Consider the following 16,733-nt stretch of genomic DNA (forward strand, 5'->3'; position numbering starts at 1 on the left):
TCGGGCAAACCGGCCTTCCCTTGCGATTTTCCCGCCCGAGGTCCCCATGTCCACGACGATTTCGCCGCTCGCGCCGAAGAAATACCCCAAGATGCCGGTCATCGAAGGGGTGCGCATCGCCACCGCCGAAGCGGGGATAAAGTACAAGAACCGCACCGACCTCCTGGCCATGGTGTTCGATGCCGGCACCGCGGTCGCCGGTGTGTTCACCAAGTCGAAATGCCCCTCGGCGCCGGTCGATTTCTGCCGGCAAAACCTTGCCGCCGGCAAGGCGCGGGTGCTGGTCGTCAATTCCGGCAATGCCAATGCCTTCACCGGCCAGAAAGGCCGCGCGTCCACCGCGCTGACCGGCGAGGCGGCGGCCAAGGCCGCCGGCTGCACGCCAAGTGAGGTTTTCCTGGCCTCGACCGGGGTCATCGGCGAACCACTCGACACGACCAAGTTCAGCCATCTGCTCGCCGGACTGGTCAGCGACGGCAAGCCGGACCTGTGGACCGAGGCGGCGAAGGCCATCATGACCACGGACACCTATCCGAAAGTGGCGACGCAGACGGTCAAGCTTGGGGACACCGATGTCACCATCAACGGCATTTCCAAGGGCGCCGGCATGATCGCCCCCGACATGGCGACGATGCTGTCCTTCATCGCCACCGACGCGCCGATCGCCGCCCCTGTGCTGCAGGACCTGTTGTCGCGCGGCACGGCCAAGACGTTCAACGCGGTGACTGTCGACAGCGACACCTCGACCAGCGACACGCTGCTGATCTTCGCCACCGGCAAGGCCGCCAAGCGCGGCGCACCCGAGATCACCGACCCCAAGGATGCCCGGCTCGGCCAGTTCCGCCGGGCGCTCGGCAAGGTGCTGAAGTCGCTGGCGCTGCAAGTGGTGCGCGACGGCGAGGGTGCCCGCAAGCAGGTCGAAGTGACCGTCACCGGCGCGAAATCGGCTCGCTCGGCCAAGCGCATCGCGCTGTCGATCGCCAATTCGCCGCTGGTCAAGACGGCGGTCGCCGGCGAGGACGCCAATTGGGGCCGCGTGGTCATGGCCGTCGGCAAAGCCGGCGAGCCGGCCGACCGCGACCGGCTGTCGATCTGGTTCGGCGACAATAGGCTGGCGCATGAGGGCGAGCGCGACCCGGCCTATTCGGAAGAAAAGACCTCGGCCTATATGAAGCGCGACGATATCCGCATCCGCGCCGATATCGGCATCGGCCGCGGCAAGGCGACGGTGTGGACCTGCGACCTCACCAAGGAATACGTCGCCATCAACGGCGATTATCGGAGCTGACGGTTTTGGCTTCCAGGCATCCGGCAAGCATGCTTGCGATCGTGCGCCGCTACGAGGCGGCCGGCTTTCGCGCCTGGCCGGCGGCCGCCGTCCACTATGACGGCACCTGGGTGGTGCGGCTGACGGCCGGCCATCCGGCCAAGCGGCTGAATTCGGTCAATCCGCTCGATCCCGGCGACACCCAGCACATCGCTGACCGCATCGGCCGGGCCAGCCGCCGTTTCGATGCCTATGGCAGGCCGCTGACGTTCCGCATGTCGCCGCTGTCTGGCCCCGATCTGGCCAGCCATCTCGACAGAGAGGGCTGGAGCCGGTTCGACGAATCGCTGGTCATGCGGCTGCCTCTGGCCGACGCCCAGCTCGATGCCGCGATGGACCAGATTCCGCTCAAGGACATCAGCCGCTTCATCGGTGCGTTGCTCAAGGTCAACGGCTCTGATGTTTCGCTGCGGCCCGGCCTGTCCGAGATCATCGGCGCCATCCAGCCCGAGGCCGGGCTGTTCGCGCTCGAAGATGGGGTCGAACCGCTGGCGACGCTGATCTGCGTGCATGATGGCGATCTCGCGGGCCTGTTCGAGGTCGCCACCGACAGATCGGCGCGCAACAAGGGCCATGGCCGCAACCTGATCCTGTCGGCGCTGAAATGGGCGCGGCTGCGCGGCGCGCGGGAAGCCTGGCTGCAGGTCGAGGCCGGCAATGTGCCTGCGCTGGCGCTCTATCGGTCGCTCGGCTTCGAGGAAGTCTATCGCTACCACTATCGTCGGCCGCCTGGTCATGAGTGAAATAGGGCATGAATGATCTGGCCAATACCGGCAAGCGCCTGCTGCTGGTCGCCGCCTGCGCGCTGGTCGATGCCGACGGCCGCGTGCTTTTGGCGCAGCGGCCGGAGGGCAAGCAGCTTGCGGGCCTGTGGGAATTTCCAGGCGGCAAGGTCGAGCCCGGCGAGACGCCGGAACAATGCATCATCCGCGAACTGCATGAGGAGATCGGCATCGAGACCGAGATCCCGTGCCTGGCGCCGCTCACCTTCGCCAGCCACTCCTATGACGACTTCCATCTGTTGATGCCGCTGTTCGTCTGCCGCCGCTTCCGCGGCATCGCCCAGCCCCGGGAAGGGCAGGCGTTGAAATGGGTGCGGCCCAAGCAGATGCGCGACTATCCGATGCCGCCGGCCGACGCGCCGCTGATCCCGTTCCTCATCGACCTGCTCTGAGGGGCGGCGACGGACCGGACCACGATTCATATCAGCCAGCGTTAATGGAAGATTTATCTCATCATGAAAAATTGATGCATGGCCGTGTCCTCGCGGCCGCGTCGCCAATTGGCTGGGGAGCGATAGGATGAGCCTGGACAAGGATTGGGATACGATCCGGCCCGACCGCAGCTTCCGTGCCGCCGATGCGGGCATGGGCATCCTGCGCGTCGCGCTGCTGTTCGGCTCGGCCGCGGTGGCGCTGGCGCTGATAGCGACCCCTTTCCTCGACAGCCAGACGCGTTCGCAATCGGCGCGGGATGATTTTCCCGGCGGTCTCGATATGGCGGCCACCGGCTCGATCAGCCATCGCAGCACCTATACGGTGCGCCGCAGCGTGCTGCAGGCGCAGCCGGGTTCGGTCTGCATCATCGGCTCCGACGGCAAGACCAGCGGCGACTGCTGACATGGTTAAGATATTCGCGAAAGGGCGGCCGTTTCACCGCCTGTTAAGCCTTTGCCGTTAACCTTTCTTAACAGATCGGCGGTAAGGTCCTGGTAATGGGGATCGAGGTGATGAAAACAGTGCTGCTGCGTTTTCTGACTGATGAGACCGGCGCTACTGCCGTCGAATATGCCCTGATCGTCTGTGTGCTGTCATTGACCATCATCGGCGGCATCGGCCAGGTTTTCAACCAGATCACCTGGCTGTTCAGCGACAACACCAGCAGGCTTGCGAACGCCTTTGCATCGCCTTGATCGCAATCGCGACGGCCGCCTAAAGCGTTTTTATGCATGTCGTCTTCCCAAAACCGAGGTCACTTTTGGGCGACATGCATCAGGATTCGCCGGAACCCTCCAGTATAGCTTTCAGCGAGACCTTGGCTGAACCGGGTTTCAGCGGTTTCTGCTGCGACGCATCGGGCGCCCAGCCGGACATCCAGACCATCGAGAAACTTGCCCGGATCCGGCCGTCGGGGTCGGAAAACCGCTCAGCGTAGATTTCCGCGGCACGGGCAAACAGCCGGGGCGTGCCTGGCCGCCGGCTGCGATCGGCAAGCGCGCTGGTTTCACCCATGGCGCGCAGATCGGCCATCAGGGCAAACAGATTGGCATAGCGCACCGTCACTGTCTCGACATCGGCGACCGGCAGAGCGAGACCGGCGCGCTGCAAAAGCGCGCCGGCATCGCGCACGTCGGTGAAGGGGATGACGCGCGGGCTGGCGCCGCCGTAGAGCTCGGTCTCGGCCGCAAGCAGGCTTTCGCGCAACTCGCTGAGCGTGCCGGCTCCGGCAAAGGCGCCGAGAAAGAGGCCATCCGGCCGCAGCGCGCGGCGGATCTGGATCAGCATGCCAGGAATATCGTTCATCGCCTGCAGCGACAGAAGCGACACCGCCAGATCGAGACTTTGCGGCTCGAACGGCACGGTTTCCAGCGGCGCGACCAGGCCGGCGGCACCATTCAGGAAAGCCGCGTCCGTCTCGACACGGACGATATCCGTCACCTTGCCGCTCGCGTCGAGCACAGCGGCCGCGGCCGGCGTCTGGCAAAACAGCACCGCCGCCTTGCCGAACCGGCGCTCGACGGCGCCCAGCCGGTCGGCAAGGTCCTCGACGGCGCGGTTCATGAGGAAATCGGCGCCGTCGACCGGATGGGTGAGCGCGCGCCGCTTGTGCGCCAGCCAGAGATCGGTATCCATTATCGGGTGCAACGGGCGGATCCTTGTTTGTCCACGCCCTGATATACTTGGTATACACGGTGCGCAGGACCAACCACGTGGCCGATCCCATGTCCAAGATCAAGTCCATCGGGATCAGGAACCTCACCCGCTCGGCTCTCGGCTGGCCTGCGCGCATCCTGTTTCCGCCGGTCTGCGCCGGCTGCCGCCGGCATGTCTCGCAGCCCGGCGTGCTGTGCGGAGCCTGCTGGCCGAAGCTGCGGCTTTTGGAACGGCCCTGGTGCCCGGTGATGGGCACGCCGTTCACCCATCATATGGGCGAGGGCTTTTTGTCGGCCGAGGCGATCGCTGATCCGCCGCCCTTCGAACGGGCACGGGCGGCCGTCGCCTATTCCGGCGTCGCCCGCCAGATGGTGCAAGGGCTGAAATACCAGGATCGTACCGATCTCGCCCCTTGGATGGCGCGCTGGATGGTGCGCGCCGGCGCCGATCTCATCGCCGAGGCCGATGTGGTGGTGCCGGTGCCGCTACACTGGCGGCGTTTTTTCCGGCGGCGGTTCAACCAGTCGGCGGAACTGGCGCGCGCGGTTTGCGAGCTCAGCGGGCTGTCTTTCGCGCCTTCCGCCATGCGGCGCGTAAAGCTCACCCGCCAGCAAGTCGGGCTGGAGCGGCAGGAGCGCGAGGAGAATGTGCGGGCCGCCTTCCGCGTGCCGGCCGAGGCGGAAATCGAGATCGCCGGCCGCAGGGTGCTTCTGATCGACGATGTCTACACCACGGGCGCCACGGTGCGTGCGGCGACCAAGGCGCTGAAAAAAGGAGGTGCGGCGGCCGTCGATGTGCTGACCTTTGCGCGGGTGTTGCCGGGGGACTTTCGGGCGGACGAGTCCGCGACTATATAAGTCGGCAACGAAAGCGGAAATTCGTCATGGTCGATGTCACGATCTATACACGCATGATGTGCGGCTATTGCACGGCGGCCAAGCGGCTGCTGGAGCGCAAGGGCGTCGCCTTTACCGAGCATGACGCTTCGTTCTCGCCGGAATTGCGCCAGGAGATGATTTCGCGCGCTCACGGCCGCACGACCTTTCCGCAGATTTTCATTGGCGACACGCATGTCGGCGGCTGCGATGACCTCCACGAGCTGGAGGCCGAAGGCCGGCTGGACAGACTGCTCGCCAACGGCGCAACGATTTGAGGGCGTGATGATGGGTGTTTTCAAGGCTGCGGCGGTCCAGATGCGTTCAGGCGAAAGCCCCGAGCGCAATGCGGTCGATCTCGAACGGCTGGTGCGTGAGGCAGCCGGCCAGGGCGCGACCTACATCCAGACGCCGGAAATGACCGGGGCGCTGATCCGCGACAAGGAAGCGCGTGCAGCCTCCTTCACCTCCGAGGACAAGGACATCATCGTCGCGACCGCGCACAGACTGGCGCGTGAACTCGGCGTCTTCCTGCATATCGGCTCGACCGCCATTCTGCGCGCCGACGGCAAGCTCGCCAACCGGGCGCTGTTGTTCGGTCCGGATGGCGCGACGCTCGCGACCTATGACAAGATCCATATGTTCGACGTCGATCTCGACAATGGCGAAAGCTGGCGCGAATCCGCCGCCTATGAGCCAGGCACGGAGGCGGTCGTGACCGAGGTTGCGGGCGCCAAGCTGGGTTTTGCGGTCTGCTACGACCTGCGTTTCCCGCAACTGTTCCGCGCCGAGGCGCTGGCCGGCGCTGATGTTTTGACCGTGCCCGCCGCCTTCACCCGCCAGACCGGCGAGGCGCACTGGCATGTGCTGCTCAGAGCCCGCGCGATCGAGAACGGCGCCTTTGTCGTCGCCGCCGCGCAAGGCGGCCTGCACGAGGACGGCCGCGAGACGTTTGGCCATTCGCTGATCGTCGATCCCTGGGGCCGGATCATCGCCGAAGCCGCGCATGACGAGCCCGCCGTGATCGTCGCCGTGATCGACCCCGCACAGTCGCTTGCTGCGCGCAAGAAGATCCCCAATTTGAAGAATGCGCGGGATTTCACCATCAATGCCGGCGCGGTGGACGCGCCGCTTCTGCGGGGTGCAGCCTCTTGATCCGCTTTTCCCTGATCTGCGAGAACGAGCACGAGTTCGAGGGCTGGTTCCGCAGCAATGACGATTTCGACAGCCAGAAGAAGCGTGGCTTTGTCGATTGCCCGAGCTGTGGCTCGCACAAGGTGCAGAAGGCTCTGATGGCGCCCGCCGTTTCGACGGCCCGCAAGCAGGAGACCATAGCGCTCGCCATGGGCGAGGCACAGAAGCAGGCCCTGGCGCAACTGAAGGCGATGGCCGAGAAGGTGCGCGAGAATGCCGATTATGTCGGCGACAAATTCGCCGAGGAAGCGCGAAAAATCCATTTCGGCGAAACCGACCCACGCGGCATCTATGGCGAAGCGACGCTGGAAGAGGCCAAGGGCCTGGCGGACGACGGCGTCGATTTCATGCCGATCCCGAGTTTTCCCGACGAACGGAACTGAGCGATCAGCTCACGCTTTCGATCAATTTGCCTAGCAGCTGAGCCAGCGTCTCCCGCTCGGCGCCGGTGAGGCAGGTGAGGATTTCATGCTCGTTGGCGACGTGGGCGGTCACGGCCTCATCAATCAAGGCGAGCCCTTTTTCGGTCAGTTGCACGACAATACCGCGCCGGTCATTGGGGTGCGGGCCGCGCAGGATCAATCCGGCCTTCTCCAGCCGGTCGAGCCGGTTGGTCATGGCGCCCGACGTCACCATCGTCGCTTCGTAAAGAGCGGTCGGCGTCAGCGCGTAAGGGGCTCCGGAGCGGCGCAGCGTCGCCAGCACGTCGAACTCGCCGGCCTGCAATCCGAATCGAGCAAACAGCGGAGCGAGTCGATCACGCGCGATCAGCGACGAGGCCTCGTTCAGCCGCCCGAGCACGCCCATCGGCGAGACATCCAGGTCCGGCCGCTCCCGTTTCCACTGCTCGATCGCTTTTGCCGCGCGATCCATCTGTCTCACCGTTAAATATCTTGACGTTAAGAATCTTTGTATTATCTTACCTCAAGATACAGAGCCGACCAAGCGCGGCAAGTGCCAAATTTCGCAATTGAGTGACGCGACCATCCGATGAATATTCTCTGGGATTCGGCGCTCGGCCTGTTGGTCGTCACTGGCGGCCTGCTCGGGCTGACGCTGCCCTTCGGCAAGCTCGCCACGGCGGCCGGCGTGCCGGCCATGGTCTGGGCCTTCGTCATCTCGCTCGGCGCCGGCGGCGTGCTTTTGTGCGTGCTCTTGGCACGCGGTCAGCGCATCCGGCCCACCCCCCACAAACTGCGCTATTTCTTCGTCACAGCGGCCGTGTCCTATGCCGTCCCCAATCTCTTGATGTTCTCGGCCATCCCGCATCTGGGCGCCGGCTACACCGGCATCATGTTCACGCTGTCGCCTGTCATCACGCTGTTGTTTTCGATCCTGCTGCGCGTCCGGCGCCCCAACATGCTGGGCATTGTCGGTATTGCCGTCGGCTTCGTCGGCGCCGTCATGGTGGCAGTGACGCGCGGCGAGGCCGGCCAGCCGGCCGATCTGTTCTGGGTGGCGCTCGGCCTGCTGATCCCAGTCAGCCTTGCGGCCGGCAACATCTACCGCACCGTCGACTGGCCGGAAGATACCGGGCCGATCGAGCTTGCCGTTGGCAGCCATCTGGCGTCGGCGACGCTGCTGCTCGCCGGCATTCTTGCCCTGTTCGGCGTCAAGGCCTTCGCGCCGCTCGGTGCCGTGCCGCTGGTCGTCGTTGCGCAGGTCGCATCCGCGTCGGCGATGTTCGCCTTCTTCTTCCGGCTGCAGGCGGTCGGTGGCCCGGTCTATCTCAGCCAGATCGGCTATGTGGCCGCCGCCGTCGGGCTCGTTGCCGGCACGATCTTCCTTGGCGAGCACTATCAGCTGCTGACCTGGGCCGGCGCCGTCGTCATCACCGCCGGTGTCTTCGTCACCACGAAGGCGCAGAGTCAGGCCATCGCGAAGCTGCAGCCTGCGTAAACGTCTTCAAAGTTTTCCGCCGCCGGCATCGCCGCCGGGCTCCGGCCTTGGATGCCGGCGGCGGTGCGTGGCAGCGGCGCGCGCCGCCTGTTCGTAGATGCCGGTCATCAGCTCGAGCGTGCGCGCGACATCTTCGAGCTTGTCAGCCATTTCGGGAATGCGCGTCACGGCATCGATGAGCAGGACGGAGCGGATGTCGGCGTAGCGGTCTGTCACGCGATGCCCGAGCGGCGTCACTTCATAGGTGACGCCGGCCCTGCCGCTGCCGGTGCGGGTGATCAAACCGCCCTTGAGCAGTTTGCGCAGGCTGTACTGGATGTTGGGAATGTCGTCGCGGTTGGTCATCTGGGCTAGATCGCGCACGCTTTTCGGGCGGTCGTTCATCCGGATAATGTGGAGCAGCGCGTTCTCGGGTCCGCTGGCGGAAAACTCGATCACCGTAGCAAGGCATTCGGCCTGCCAATGGCCGAAGGCCTCGTAGGAGCGCATCAGCGCGTACTCCACTTCGGTGACGTCGATTTCCAGCGGCGTGCGCGCCAGATGCCAGCCGCGATCCAGCAGCTCGGCCTGTGTTTCCAATGATTTGCGCCGATCGTTCATCTGTCTGTTCCCCACGACCAACATGCGCTGATCCCGGTGATTGCGTCTACATGGATTTATGATAGACTTTCTATCATAAATTATAAGCAAAAATGAGGAGAACGTCACCTATGAGCATGCTCGACAAGACCGCGCGTCATGCGCAGCCCTTCTTTCTCGGCACTTTCGCGTCAAATTGTTCCGGCGGCATGACCGTCACCAAGGTGCCCGAGCGCTGGGTCAGCTCCTGGGACAACAATTTGCGGCTGGCGCATCTGCTCGACGAGGCCGGCATCGACTTCATGCTGCCGATCGCGCGCTGGATCGGCTATGGCGGCGAGACCAATTTCCACGGCAATGTGCTGGAAACGATCACCTGGGCGGCCGGGCTTCTGGCGCTCACCCGCAACATCACGGTTTTCGCCACCACCCACACCGCGGCCAACCATCCCGTCGTCGTCGCCAAGCAACTGGCGACCATCGACCAGATCAGCCGTGGCCGCATCGGCCTCAACATCGTCGCCGGCTGGAACAAGCCGGAATATGAGGCGCTTGGGCTGACGCTGCCCGATGACCACGTCACGCGCTACGGCTATGCCCAGGAATGGTTCGATATCGTCCAGGCGCTATGGAGCCGTACGGAGGCCTTCGACTGGGACGGCACCTGGTTCAAGCTCAAAAACGTGCTTGGCGACCCGCGCCCGTCCTCGCGGCTGCCGATCCTCAACGCCGCCGGGTCTGATGAGGGCCGCAAATTCGCGGTCCGCAATGCCGATTTCCTGTTCACGCCGGCGATCGATCTGGCGCGCTCCAGGGATGAGATCATTGCGCTGAAGGAGCAGGCGAGGGCCGCCGGCAGCGATGTCGACGTGCTGACCTTCGCCCATGTCGTGTGCCGGCCGACCGAAAGGGACGCCATGGACTATCTGGAGCATTTCGGCCGCAGCAATGCCGACTGGGCGGCGGTCGACAATCTGGTGCGGCTGCAGTTCGCCCATGCGCAGTCGTTTCCGCATGATCTCTTGGCGCTCATTCGCGACCGCATGGCGGCGGGCCATGGCGGCTTCCCGCTCACCGGCACGCCCGAGCAGGTCGCCGACGGGATCACCGCTCTGCATGAGGCCGGGTTTCGCGGCTCGACGTTGTCCTTCGTCGATTATGCCGAGGAGTTCCCCTATTTCCGCGACACCGTGCTACCCATTCTCGAACAGAGAGGCATCCGCATCGCGCCGGCCGCGATGCAGTCGGCGGCTTAGAGCAATTCCAGGAAAAGTGTGAAACGGTTTTCCGTCCGGAATTGCGTCCAGGCTGCAAAGGAGGATGTTATGTCCACAGTCTCGAGAGAGGGGCCGGTCGACGTCGCCGACTTCCGCGCCGCCATGCGGCTCATCGTCGGCAATGTCAGCGTCATCACCGCCGGCGTCGGTGACGACCGCTCCGGCCTTGTCGTCATTTCGGTGGTCTCGCTGTCGGCCGAGCCGCCCAAGGTGATCGCTTGCGTCAACCGATCGTCATCGACCTGGCCGGTGATAGAGCGTTACCGCCATTTCGGCGTCAATTCGCTCGGACCTCAACACCAGCGCGTGGCGGAGCGGTTCTCCGGCTTTGGCGGCATCAAGGGCAAGGACCGCTATGAGGGCGCCGAATGGGTGACGCTGAAGACCGGAGCCGCGCTGCTTTCGGACGCGGTGGCCGCCTTCGACTGCAGCCTCGACGAAATGATCGACCGCGGCACGCATTCCATTGTCATCGGTTCGGTCGAAGCGGTGCGCACCCACGATGCCGGCCAGGCGCTGATCTACTGGCGGGGCGGCTATCGGCCGCTCGATTCGGCCTGACCCGAATCTCGACACGTCCTCGGCGCGAATTCCGCGAACGTGGTCAGACCGATCCTTTTTCCGCCAGCACCATGTAGTTGACGTCCATGTCCTTCGACCGCGCCCAGCGATCGGCAAGCGGATTGTAAGTGACGCCCGTGCGGTCGATGATGGTCAGACCGGCGCCGCCGAGCGCCTTTTCCAGCTCTTCCGGGCGCACCAGCTTGCTGAACTGGTGCGTGCCGCGCGGCAGCCAGCGCAGCACATATTCGGCGCCGATGATGGCGAGACCCAGCGCCTTCAGCGTGCGGTTGATGGTGGCCACGAACATGATGCCGCCGGGCCGGACCATCTGTCCGCATTTGGCGACGAACAAGTCGATGTCGGCGACATGCTCGACCACTTCCATGTTGAGGATGACGTCGAATGTCTCGCCGGCGTCGGCGAGGTCCTCGGCAGTTGTGGCGCGGTAGTCGACGCTTACATTGCCTTCGGTCGCGTGCAGTTTCGCCACTTCGATGTTTGTCCCGGAGGCATCCGCTCCGACGACCTCGGCGCCAAGCCGCGCCATCGGCTCGCACAAAAGACCACCGCCGCAGCCGATATCGAGGATGCGCAGTCCCTCGAACGGCCGCGCGGCACGCGGGTCACGGCCGAAGCGCGCCGCGATCTGGTCGCGGATATAGGAAAGCCGGACCGGATTGAATTTGTGCAGCGGCCGAAACTTGCCGTTCGGGTTCCACCATTCGGCGGCAAGGGCGGAAAAGCGCTCCACTTCTCCGGCATCGATCGTCGACCGTCGGGGCTCTGGCATGGGTTGGTCTCCTAGAGCTCTTTGATTTGTCGTAATTCCTGTGGGAAAGCCGTTACACACTTTTCCTGGGATTGCTTCAGAGCGCTAGGAAGTCGGGCGTGGGAGACGGAAAGTCAAGGCAACAATTTTCCTGTGCCGACAGGGCGATGCATCCTGTCAGGGCATGTCAGTTGCCGCGTGCGGTAGTGAAATACAATTGGCCTGGTGGGCGAATGAAAGGCATCGTTTTGCATTCGAGGAGTGGGCGATGACGGTCACGACGGCTTCGATCCTTTGGCGCCGGCTGGATGTGGAGGGCCACGACGCCTGCCTGCTTTCGCAAGCCGATGGTGGGCACAGCCTCGAGGGACAGGCCATCTTCGCCCAGGACGACAAGCCATGCTGCCTTGCCTATGCGGTGATTTGCGACGCCGGCTGGCACACGCGATCGGCGCGGGTTGATGGTTTTCTCGGCATGCGCAAGCTGTACTACGCCATTGAACGACGAGCCGACGGCGCGTGGATGCTGAACGGCGAGCCTCAGCGGGGCGTTGCCGGCCTTGTCGATGTCGACCTCGGCTTCACGCCGGCATCGAACCTGCTGGCGATCCGCCGGTTTAACCTCGGCATCGGGGAGACGACACCCGCTCCAGCCGCCTATCTGAGTTTCCCCGCGCTCGAGATGGTGCTTCTCGAGCAGAGCTATCGGCGTCTCGACGCAATCCGCTACGCTTACAGCGCGCCTATGTTCGGCTATGAAGAGATTCTCGATGTCTCGCCGCACGGCTTCGTCGTCGACTATCCCGGCCTGTGGAAAGCCACGGCGCAGCCGGGCTGACCCGGTCCGGGAAGGGCGGCTGATCAGGTTCCCTTAACATCAAATTTACGAGGTTGGCGGTTTCCTGAGGCACGAGCGGGATTCGGCATGTACATTGCCTTCCCATTGATTGGGATGGCTTGGTGCGGATCAAGACCCAGATTGTTGCCACCTTGTTGAGCGCCGCGGCCTTGATCGGCCTGGTGGGCGGCATTGCCATAATCTCCCAGATGTCGCTGACCAGATCCGCCGCAGTGGCCGAGGCGACAAGCGTCGGGCGGCAATTGGCCGAAGCGATTGCCTTCAAGGCTTCCGATGCGCCGCATTCCCTGTTCGAAAGAGCGGACGCACTGCGCGAATTCGTGAAATCGCAGCACAGCGACTCGAAACGCGATCTCGTTGTCGTCAATCACGACAAGGTCATCCTTGCCGACGTCCCGGGCGAAGAAAAAAATATCGGCACACCGTACCACCACGATCCCGGCAATGAAGTCGGCCGGACGATCGAGGACGGCGCGCCGCGCGACTTCATCGAAGACAGCGGCGATGTGGCTGAGCCGATCAACCTGGTTGCGGTGCCGATCAAGGATGCTGCCGGCAAGACGGTCGGCGCAGTGCTGTTCGAGTACACGCCGCTGCTGCACGCCGCCCAACAGCGCACCAACAACATGCTCTGGCTTGTCGGTCTGTGCACCGCAGCCGCCGTGTTGATCTCAGCGATCTCGACTTTTTTGTTGCTGCGCGGCTTCGGCGCCGGTCTTTCCGGCCTCAACCGCGGCATCGAATCGCTGGCGCGCGGCGACGCCGGGGCGCGTATCGGCCTGACCTCCAATGATGAGTTCGGCCAATTGGCGCGAGGGTTCGACAGCATGGCATCCGAACTCGAATCCTCGCGTGGGCAGCTCGTCGAGCAGAAGACCTATATCGAGGATATTGTCCGCACTGTCGCCGAAGGCATTGTCGTCATCGACGGCAATGGCCGGATCGTCTCGGTCAATCCGGCGGCCGCCGAGATCATCGGGCGGCGCAATGACAAGATCGAGGGCCAGGATTGGCCTGAGGTTCTCGATATAAGGGGACTGTCGGGAGACAGGCTGGGGCAGGCAGCATCCCCGATCGAGCTGGCGCTGACCACGGGTCGCGGGCATCAGGCCGAGGTGCGGCTGGCAAAGCCGAACGGATCGTACCTGCCGGTGATTGCGAGCTGCAATCCGCTCAATCGCTCCGACGGCGGGATCGTGCTGACCTTGAACGATATCAGTGAGTTGCGCAGCGCCGAGCGGGCGGTCAGCGATCGCGCCGAGGAACTGGCGACGCTGAACCGCGAACTGAAGGAAACGTCCCAGGCAACGACCCGCCTGGTCAAGCTCGGCGAACTGCTCCAGGCGTGCGTCACCTTCCATGAGGCATTTTCCGTGGTCGGTTCGGCCATGCCCGATTTCTTCGGCGGATTGAGCGGAACCGTGTATCTGACCAGTGCCTCGCGCAATCTGGTCGAGGAAATGGCGCATTGGGGTGCTGTGCGTTCGAGCGTTGGCCAGTTTGCGCCGGAAGATTGCTGGGCGCTGCGGCGCGGCCAGGAACATGTGGCCGGCCCCGGCATGCTGACGCCGCGCTGCAACCACATCACCGAGAATGGTGGCCGTGGCTATGTCTGCATGCCCCTGGCGGCGCAGGGGGAGACGCTTGGCATCGTGCATTTGTGCGAACCGGATGCCGCCGGCAGGCCGGACTGGCTGACCGAGCGGCAACAGATCCTGCGCGGCGTCGTCGATACACTGGCACTGGCCCTGGCCAATCTGCGCCTGCGCGAAACATTGCGGCAGCAATCGATCCGCGATCCGAATACCGGGCTCTACAACCGCCGCTACCTCGAGGAAACAAGCAGCCGCGAACTGAGGCGCATGGAGCGTTCCGAACAGCCGTTGGCGATGATCATGCTCGATGTCGATCATTTCAAGCAGTTCAACGACACGTTCGGCCATGAAGCGGGCGATCTCGTGCTCAAACAGGTCGCCGCCACGCTGCTCGACCATGCCAGGGAAAGTGACGTGGTGTCGCGCTACGGTGGCGAGGAATTCGCCCTGATGATGCCGGGGACGTCGCTCGCCGATGCCGCCGAGCGCGCCGAGGCGCTGCGCAAGGCGATCAAGCAGCTGCATCTGGCGCATCGCGGCCGCACGCTTGGAACCATCACGGCCTCGTTCGGCGTGTCCGCCTTCCCGGAACTCGGCGCGTCATGGGTCGAGATCGTCAACGCCGCGGATCGTTCGCTCTATCAGGCAAAAGCGGACGGCCGCGACCGCGTCGTTACCGGATTGGGCAGGGTTGATCCCCAATGGGACCTTTCGACGGCCAGCCAAAGCGTGGGCTAATTCGACAGAACGAGTTCGGCATGCTTCATGTCGACACTGGCAGGATCGATGGCGCGCATGGCCTCGCAATCGCCGATCTCGGACATGATCCGCCCGGCTGCGGTGAGGGCCTGCTGGCGGCTCTGCCAGCGCACGATATCGACCCAGCCGCCATCATCCCGCCGGGCCAGGCAACGGCTGACGAAACCCGGTTGCCGCGCCAGCCAGTCGCTGACCAGGCGGTTGCCGGCGGCAAAGCCCGCTTCGGTTCCGGGCTTGAGGCGAAAATTGACGATTTCCAAAGTCTCGGTCATGCCAGCTATCCCTGTGCGTCCAGCACTTCGCGCAGCTTGGCCTCGAGCTGCTCGATGGTGAACGGCTTGGCCAGGAAGTGCACGTGATGGTCGAGCACGCCGTTGTGGACGACGGCATTCCTGGTGAAACCCGTGGTGAACACGACTTTCAGACCGGGTTGGCGCGCGACCGCTTCCTCGGCGAGCTTGCGGCCGTTCATCACCGGCATGACAATGTCGGTGAAAAGCAGGGCGATGCCGGGTGTCGCGGCCAGCTCCTGAAGGGCCTCCTGGCCACTGCCGACGTGGATGACGGTGTAGCCGAGTTCGCGCATCGCGTCCGTCGTGGCGGCACGCACGCGGGCGTCGTCCTCGACGACGAGGATCGTTTCGGTGACCTTGGCGGTGCTCTTGCCGCGCCCGGCAAGTGCTGCCGGCTCCTCCGCCCCGAAAAACCGGGGCAGATAGATCCTGATCGTCGTGCCTTCGCCCGGTTCGGAGTAGATCTTGACGTGGCCGCCCGACTGCTTGACGAAGCCGAACACCTGGCTCAGCCCAAGTCCCGTGCCCTTGTCGACCGGCTTGGTCGTGAAGAAGGGTTCGAACGCCTTGGCGATGACCTCGGGCGACATGCCCGCGCCGGTGTCGGTTACCGCGATCATCACATATTGGCCTGGCGTGACCTCGGCATGCGTGGCGGCGTAGGCCTCGTCGAGGTGGCTGTTGGCTGTCTCGATGGTCAACTTGCCGTCATTGTCCATGGCGTCGCGGGCATTGACGGCAAGGTTGAGGATGGCGTTCTCGATCTGGCTGGGGTCGGCGCGGGTTTTCCACAGGCCGCCCGCCAGCACCGTTTCGACGCGGATGCCTTCGCCGAGCGCACGGTGCAGAAGATCGGACATGCCGGTCACCAGCCGATTGGTGTCGACCACCTGCGGCGCCAGCGGCTGCAGACGGGAGAAGGCAAGCAGCCGGGAGGTTAAATTGGCGGCACGGCTGGCCGCGTCCGTCGCCGCCTCGATGAATTTCTCGATATCATTCTCGCCGCGCTTCAGCTTGCGCTGGGCAAGGTTCATGGCGCTGAGGATCACCGCCAGCATGTTGTTGAAATCATGGGCGATGCCGCCGGTCAGTTGCCCGACGGCCTCCATCTTCTGCATCTGGCGGATCTGCGATTCGGCCTTCTCGCGCGTGTCGATCTCGTTGCCAAGCTCGATGTTCTTGCGCATCAGTTCTTCCTGGGCGGTAACAACTTCGCGGAAGCGACGGCGGGATTGGCGGATTGTGTAGGCGCCGAGCAGGAAGATCGCGATGAGGGCCGCCAGCGAACCGATGCGCAGCCAGGCCTCGACCTCGTCCGTGTGCTCGTCGCGCGCGGCGATGTCGGCGGCGCCGATGCGCCGGATCGTGTCCATGCTGGCGCGGATTTCGTCCATGGCGGCCTTGCCCTGACCGCTGCGAACAAGTTCCAATGCCTTGGCCGCGTCGCCCTTGTCGTAGAGCGTGATCGTCACGGCCAGTTCAGCCTGCTTTTGCGCCAGCGCGTCCTTGATGTGGCTGATCTGCGGGGCGAGCTGATCGTTGGATGATGTCATGGCATCGATGCGGGCAAGTTGCCCCGGGATCGCATCGACAGCCTTCTGATACGGTTCGAGGTAGGATTTCTCGCCGGTCAGCAGATAGCCGCGCTGGCCGGCCTCGGCATCCTGCGCCAATGAAAGCAGCTCCGAAAGCTGTTCCTGGTATTCGATCGTCTCGCGCGCGGCGGCACGATTGGCCCTCTGGCCCTCGACCAGCAAGGCGCGGGTGCCGACGATCAGTGCCAGCACGGCGAAGCCGGCGGCAAGCGGCAGCGATTGCAATCGCATGGCGCGCCGAAGACGAGCAATCATCTGTTATGCCGGACCAAAAG

At 64.1% G+C, this 16,733-nt stretch carries 20 protein-coding genes; 14 read left to right on the forward strand and 6 right to left on the reverse strand.

Features of this window, described 5'->3' with window-relative positions; genetic code table 11:
* The first annotated feature begins 46 nt into the window (after positions 1–46).
* From argJ to JN279_RS08780, 5 genes are all read left to right on the forward strand, one after another.
* The gene (gene argJ, locus JN279_RS08760; RefSeq protein ID WP_202352538.1) at positions 47–1,288 is read left to right on the forward strand and encodes a bifunctional glutamate N-acetyltransferase/amino-acid acetyltransferase ArgJ; all 1,242 of its coding nucleotides are present in this window, start codon (positions 47–49) and stop codon (positions 1,286–1,288) included.
* A 29-nt stretch (positions 1,289–1,317) separates the two neighbouring features.
* Positions 1,318–2,070, forward strand: a complete 753-nt coding sequence (locus JN279_RS08765) for a GNAT family N-acetyltransferase (RefSeq protein ID WP_096450637.1) — start codon at positions 1,318–1,320, stop codon at positions 2,068–2,070.
* A gap of 8 nt (positions 2,071–2,078) precedes the next feature.
* On the forward strand, positions 2,079–2,501 hold the full coding sequence (locus JN279_RS08770) for a (deoxy)nucleoside triphosphate pyrophosphohydrolase (RefSeq protein ID WP_095199658.1): 423 nt from the start codon (positions 2,079–2,081) through the stop codon (positions 2,499–2,501).
* A gap of 127 nt (positions 2,502–2,628) precedes the next feature.
* The gene (locus JN279_RS08775) at positions 2,629–2,946 is read left to right on the forward strand and encodes a hypothetical protein (protein ID WP_202352539.1); all 318 of its coding nucleotides are present in this window, start codon (positions 2,629–2,631) and stop codon (positions 2,944–2,946) included.
* Between the two features lie 110 nt (positions 2,947–3,056).
* Positions 3,057–3,239, forward strand: coding sequence for a Flp family type IVb pilin (locus tag JN279_RS08780; RefSeq protein ID WP_095199754.1), 183 nt, complete (start codon positions 3,057–3,059; stop codon positions 3,237–3,239).
* Between the two features lie 79 nt (positions 3,240–3,318).
* Here JN279_RS08780 and JN279_RS08785 read toward each other — a convergent pair whose 3' ends face one another.
* Complete coding sequence (locus JN279_RS08785) at positions 3,319–4,191, reverse strand: methyltransferase domain-containing protein (protein WP_202352540.1); 873 nt, start codon at positions 4,189–4,191, stop codon at positions 3,319–3,321.
* Between the two features lie 65 nt (positions 4,192–4,256).
* Between JN279_RS08785 and JN279_RS08790 the strand changes: the two genes are divergently transcribed.
* The 4 genes from JN279_RS08790 to JN279_RS08805 are packed head-to-tail and all read left to right on the forward strand — an operon-like array spanning position 4,257 to position 6,652.
* Positions 4,257–5,057 (forward strand): ComF family protein, encoded by an 801-nt coding sequence (locus JN279_RS08790; protein ID WP_096450631.1) that lies wholly within the window; start codon positions 4,257–4,259, stop codon positions 5,055–5,057.
* Between the two features lie 26 nt (positions 5,058–5,083).
* Entirely contained in the window at positions 5,084–5,353 is a 270-nt protein-coding gene (gene grxC / locus JN279_RS08795) for a glutaredoxin 3 (protein ID WP_095199655.1), read from the forward strand.
* Between the two features lie 10 nt (positions 5,354–5,363).
* On the forward strand, positions 5,364–6,230 hold the full coding sequence (locus JN279_RS08800; protein WP_202353668.1) for a carbon-nitrogen hydrolase family protein: 867 nt from the start codon (positions 5,364–5,366) through the stop codon (positions 6,228–6,230).
* The gene (locus JN279_RS08805) at positions 6,227–6,652 is read left to right on the forward strand and encodes a DUF1178 family protein (protein WP_096450627.1); all 426 of its coding nucleotides are present in this window, start codon (positions 6,227–6,229) and stop codon (positions 6,650–6,652) included. The genes JN279_RS08800 and JN279_RS08805 overlap by 4 nt, the downstream gene beginning before the upstream one ends.
* Before the next feature lie 4 nt (positions 6,653–6,656).
* Here JN279_RS08805 and JN279_RS08810 read toward each other — a convergent pair whose 3' ends face one another.
* Positions 6,657–7,142 carry a MarR family winged helix-turn-helix transcriptional regulator gene (locus JN279_RS08810; protein WP_202352541.1) on the reverse strand — a complete coding sequence of 162 codons (486 nt, stop codon included), beginning with the start codon at positions 7,140–7,142 and terminating at the stop codon, positions 6,657–6,659.
* Positions 7,143–7,259: 117 nt separating this feature from the next.
* Here JN279_RS08810 and JN279_RS08815 point away from each other — a divergent pair, with 117 nt between their 5' ends.
* A complete protein-coding gene (locus tag JN279_RS08815; protein ID WP_202352542.1) occupies positions 7,260–8,168 on the forward strand; it encodes a DMT family transporter in 909 nt (302 codons plus the stop codon).
* 6 nt (positions 8,169–8,174) lie between these two features.
* Here JN279_RS08815 and JN279_RS08820 read toward each other — a convergent pair whose 3' ends face one another.
* Complete coding sequence (locus JN279_RS08820; RefSeq protein ID WP_244734452.1) at positions 8,175–8,768, reverse strand: winged helix DNA-binding protein; 594 nt, start codon at positions 8,766–8,768, stop codon at positions 8,175–8,177.
* A gap of 110 nt (positions 8,769–8,878) precedes the next feature.
* Between JN279_RS08820 and JN279_RS08825 the strand changes: the two genes are divergently transcribed.
* A complete protein-coding gene (locus JN279_RS08825) occupies positions 8,879–10,003 on the forward strand; it encodes an LLM class flavin-dependent oxidoreductase (RefSeq protein WP_202352544.1) in 1,125 nt (374 codons plus the stop codon).
* 69 nt (positions 10,004–10,072) lie between these two features.
* On the forward strand, positions 10,073–10,585 hold the full coding sequence (locus JN279_RS08830) for a flavin reductase family protein (RefSeq protein ID WP_096450617.1): 513 nt from the start codon (positions 10,073–10,075) through the stop codon (positions 10,583–10,585).
* A gap of 43 nt (positions 10,586–10,628) precedes the next feature.
* Here JN279_RS08830 and ubiG read toward each other — a convergent pair whose 3' ends face one another.
* The gene (gene ubiG, locus JN279_RS08835) at positions 10,629–11,378 is read right to left on the reverse strand and encodes a bifunctional 2-polyprenyl-6-hydroxyphenol methylase/3-demethylubiquinol 3-O-methyltransferase UbiG (protein WP_202352545.1); all 750 of its coding nucleotides are present in this window, start codon (positions 11,376–11,378) and stop codon (positions 10,629–10,631) included.
* Between the two features lie 247 nt (positions 11,379–11,625).
* On the opposite strand from ubiG, the gene JN279_RS08840 reads away from it, so the two are divergent.
* The gene (locus JN279_RS08840; protein ID WP_202352546.1) at positions 11,626–12,195 is read left to right on the forward strand and encodes a putative glycolipid-binding domain-containing protein; all 570 of its coding nucleotides are present in this window, start codon (positions 11,626–11,628) and stop codon (positions 12,193–12,195) included.
* 122 nt (positions 12,196–12,317) lie between these two features.
* Positions 12,318–14,549, forward strand: coding sequence for a diguanylate cyclase (locus JN279_RS08845; RefSeq protein ID WP_202352547.1), 2,232 nt, complete (start codon positions 12,318–12,320; stop codon positions 14,547–14,549).
* On the opposite strand, the gene JN279_RS08850 is transcribed toward JN279_RS08845, so the two are convergent.
* Positions 14,546–14,842, reverse strand: coding sequence for an antibiotic biosynthesis monooxygenase family protein (locus JN279_RS08850; RefSeq protein ID WP_096450609.1), 297 nt, complete (start codon positions 14,840–14,842; stop codon positions 14,546–14,548). The genes JN279_RS08845 and JN279_RS08850 overlap by 4 nt on opposite strands.
* 5 nt (positions 14,843–14,847) lie before the next feature.
* Complete coding sequence (locus JN279_RS08855; protein ID WP_202353669.1) at positions 14,848–16,689, reverse strand: CHASE3 domain-containing protein; 1,842 nt, start codon at positions 16,687–16,689, stop codon at positions 14,848–14,850.
* Positions 16,690–16,733 lie beyond the last annotated feature (44 nt).

This window comes from Mesorhizobium sp. 113-1-2 (genome assembly GCF_016756475.1).
GTDB classification, from domain to species: Bacteria; Pseudomonadota; Alphaproteobacteria; order Rhizobiales; family Rhizobiaceae; genus Mesorhizobium; species Mesorhizobium loti_C.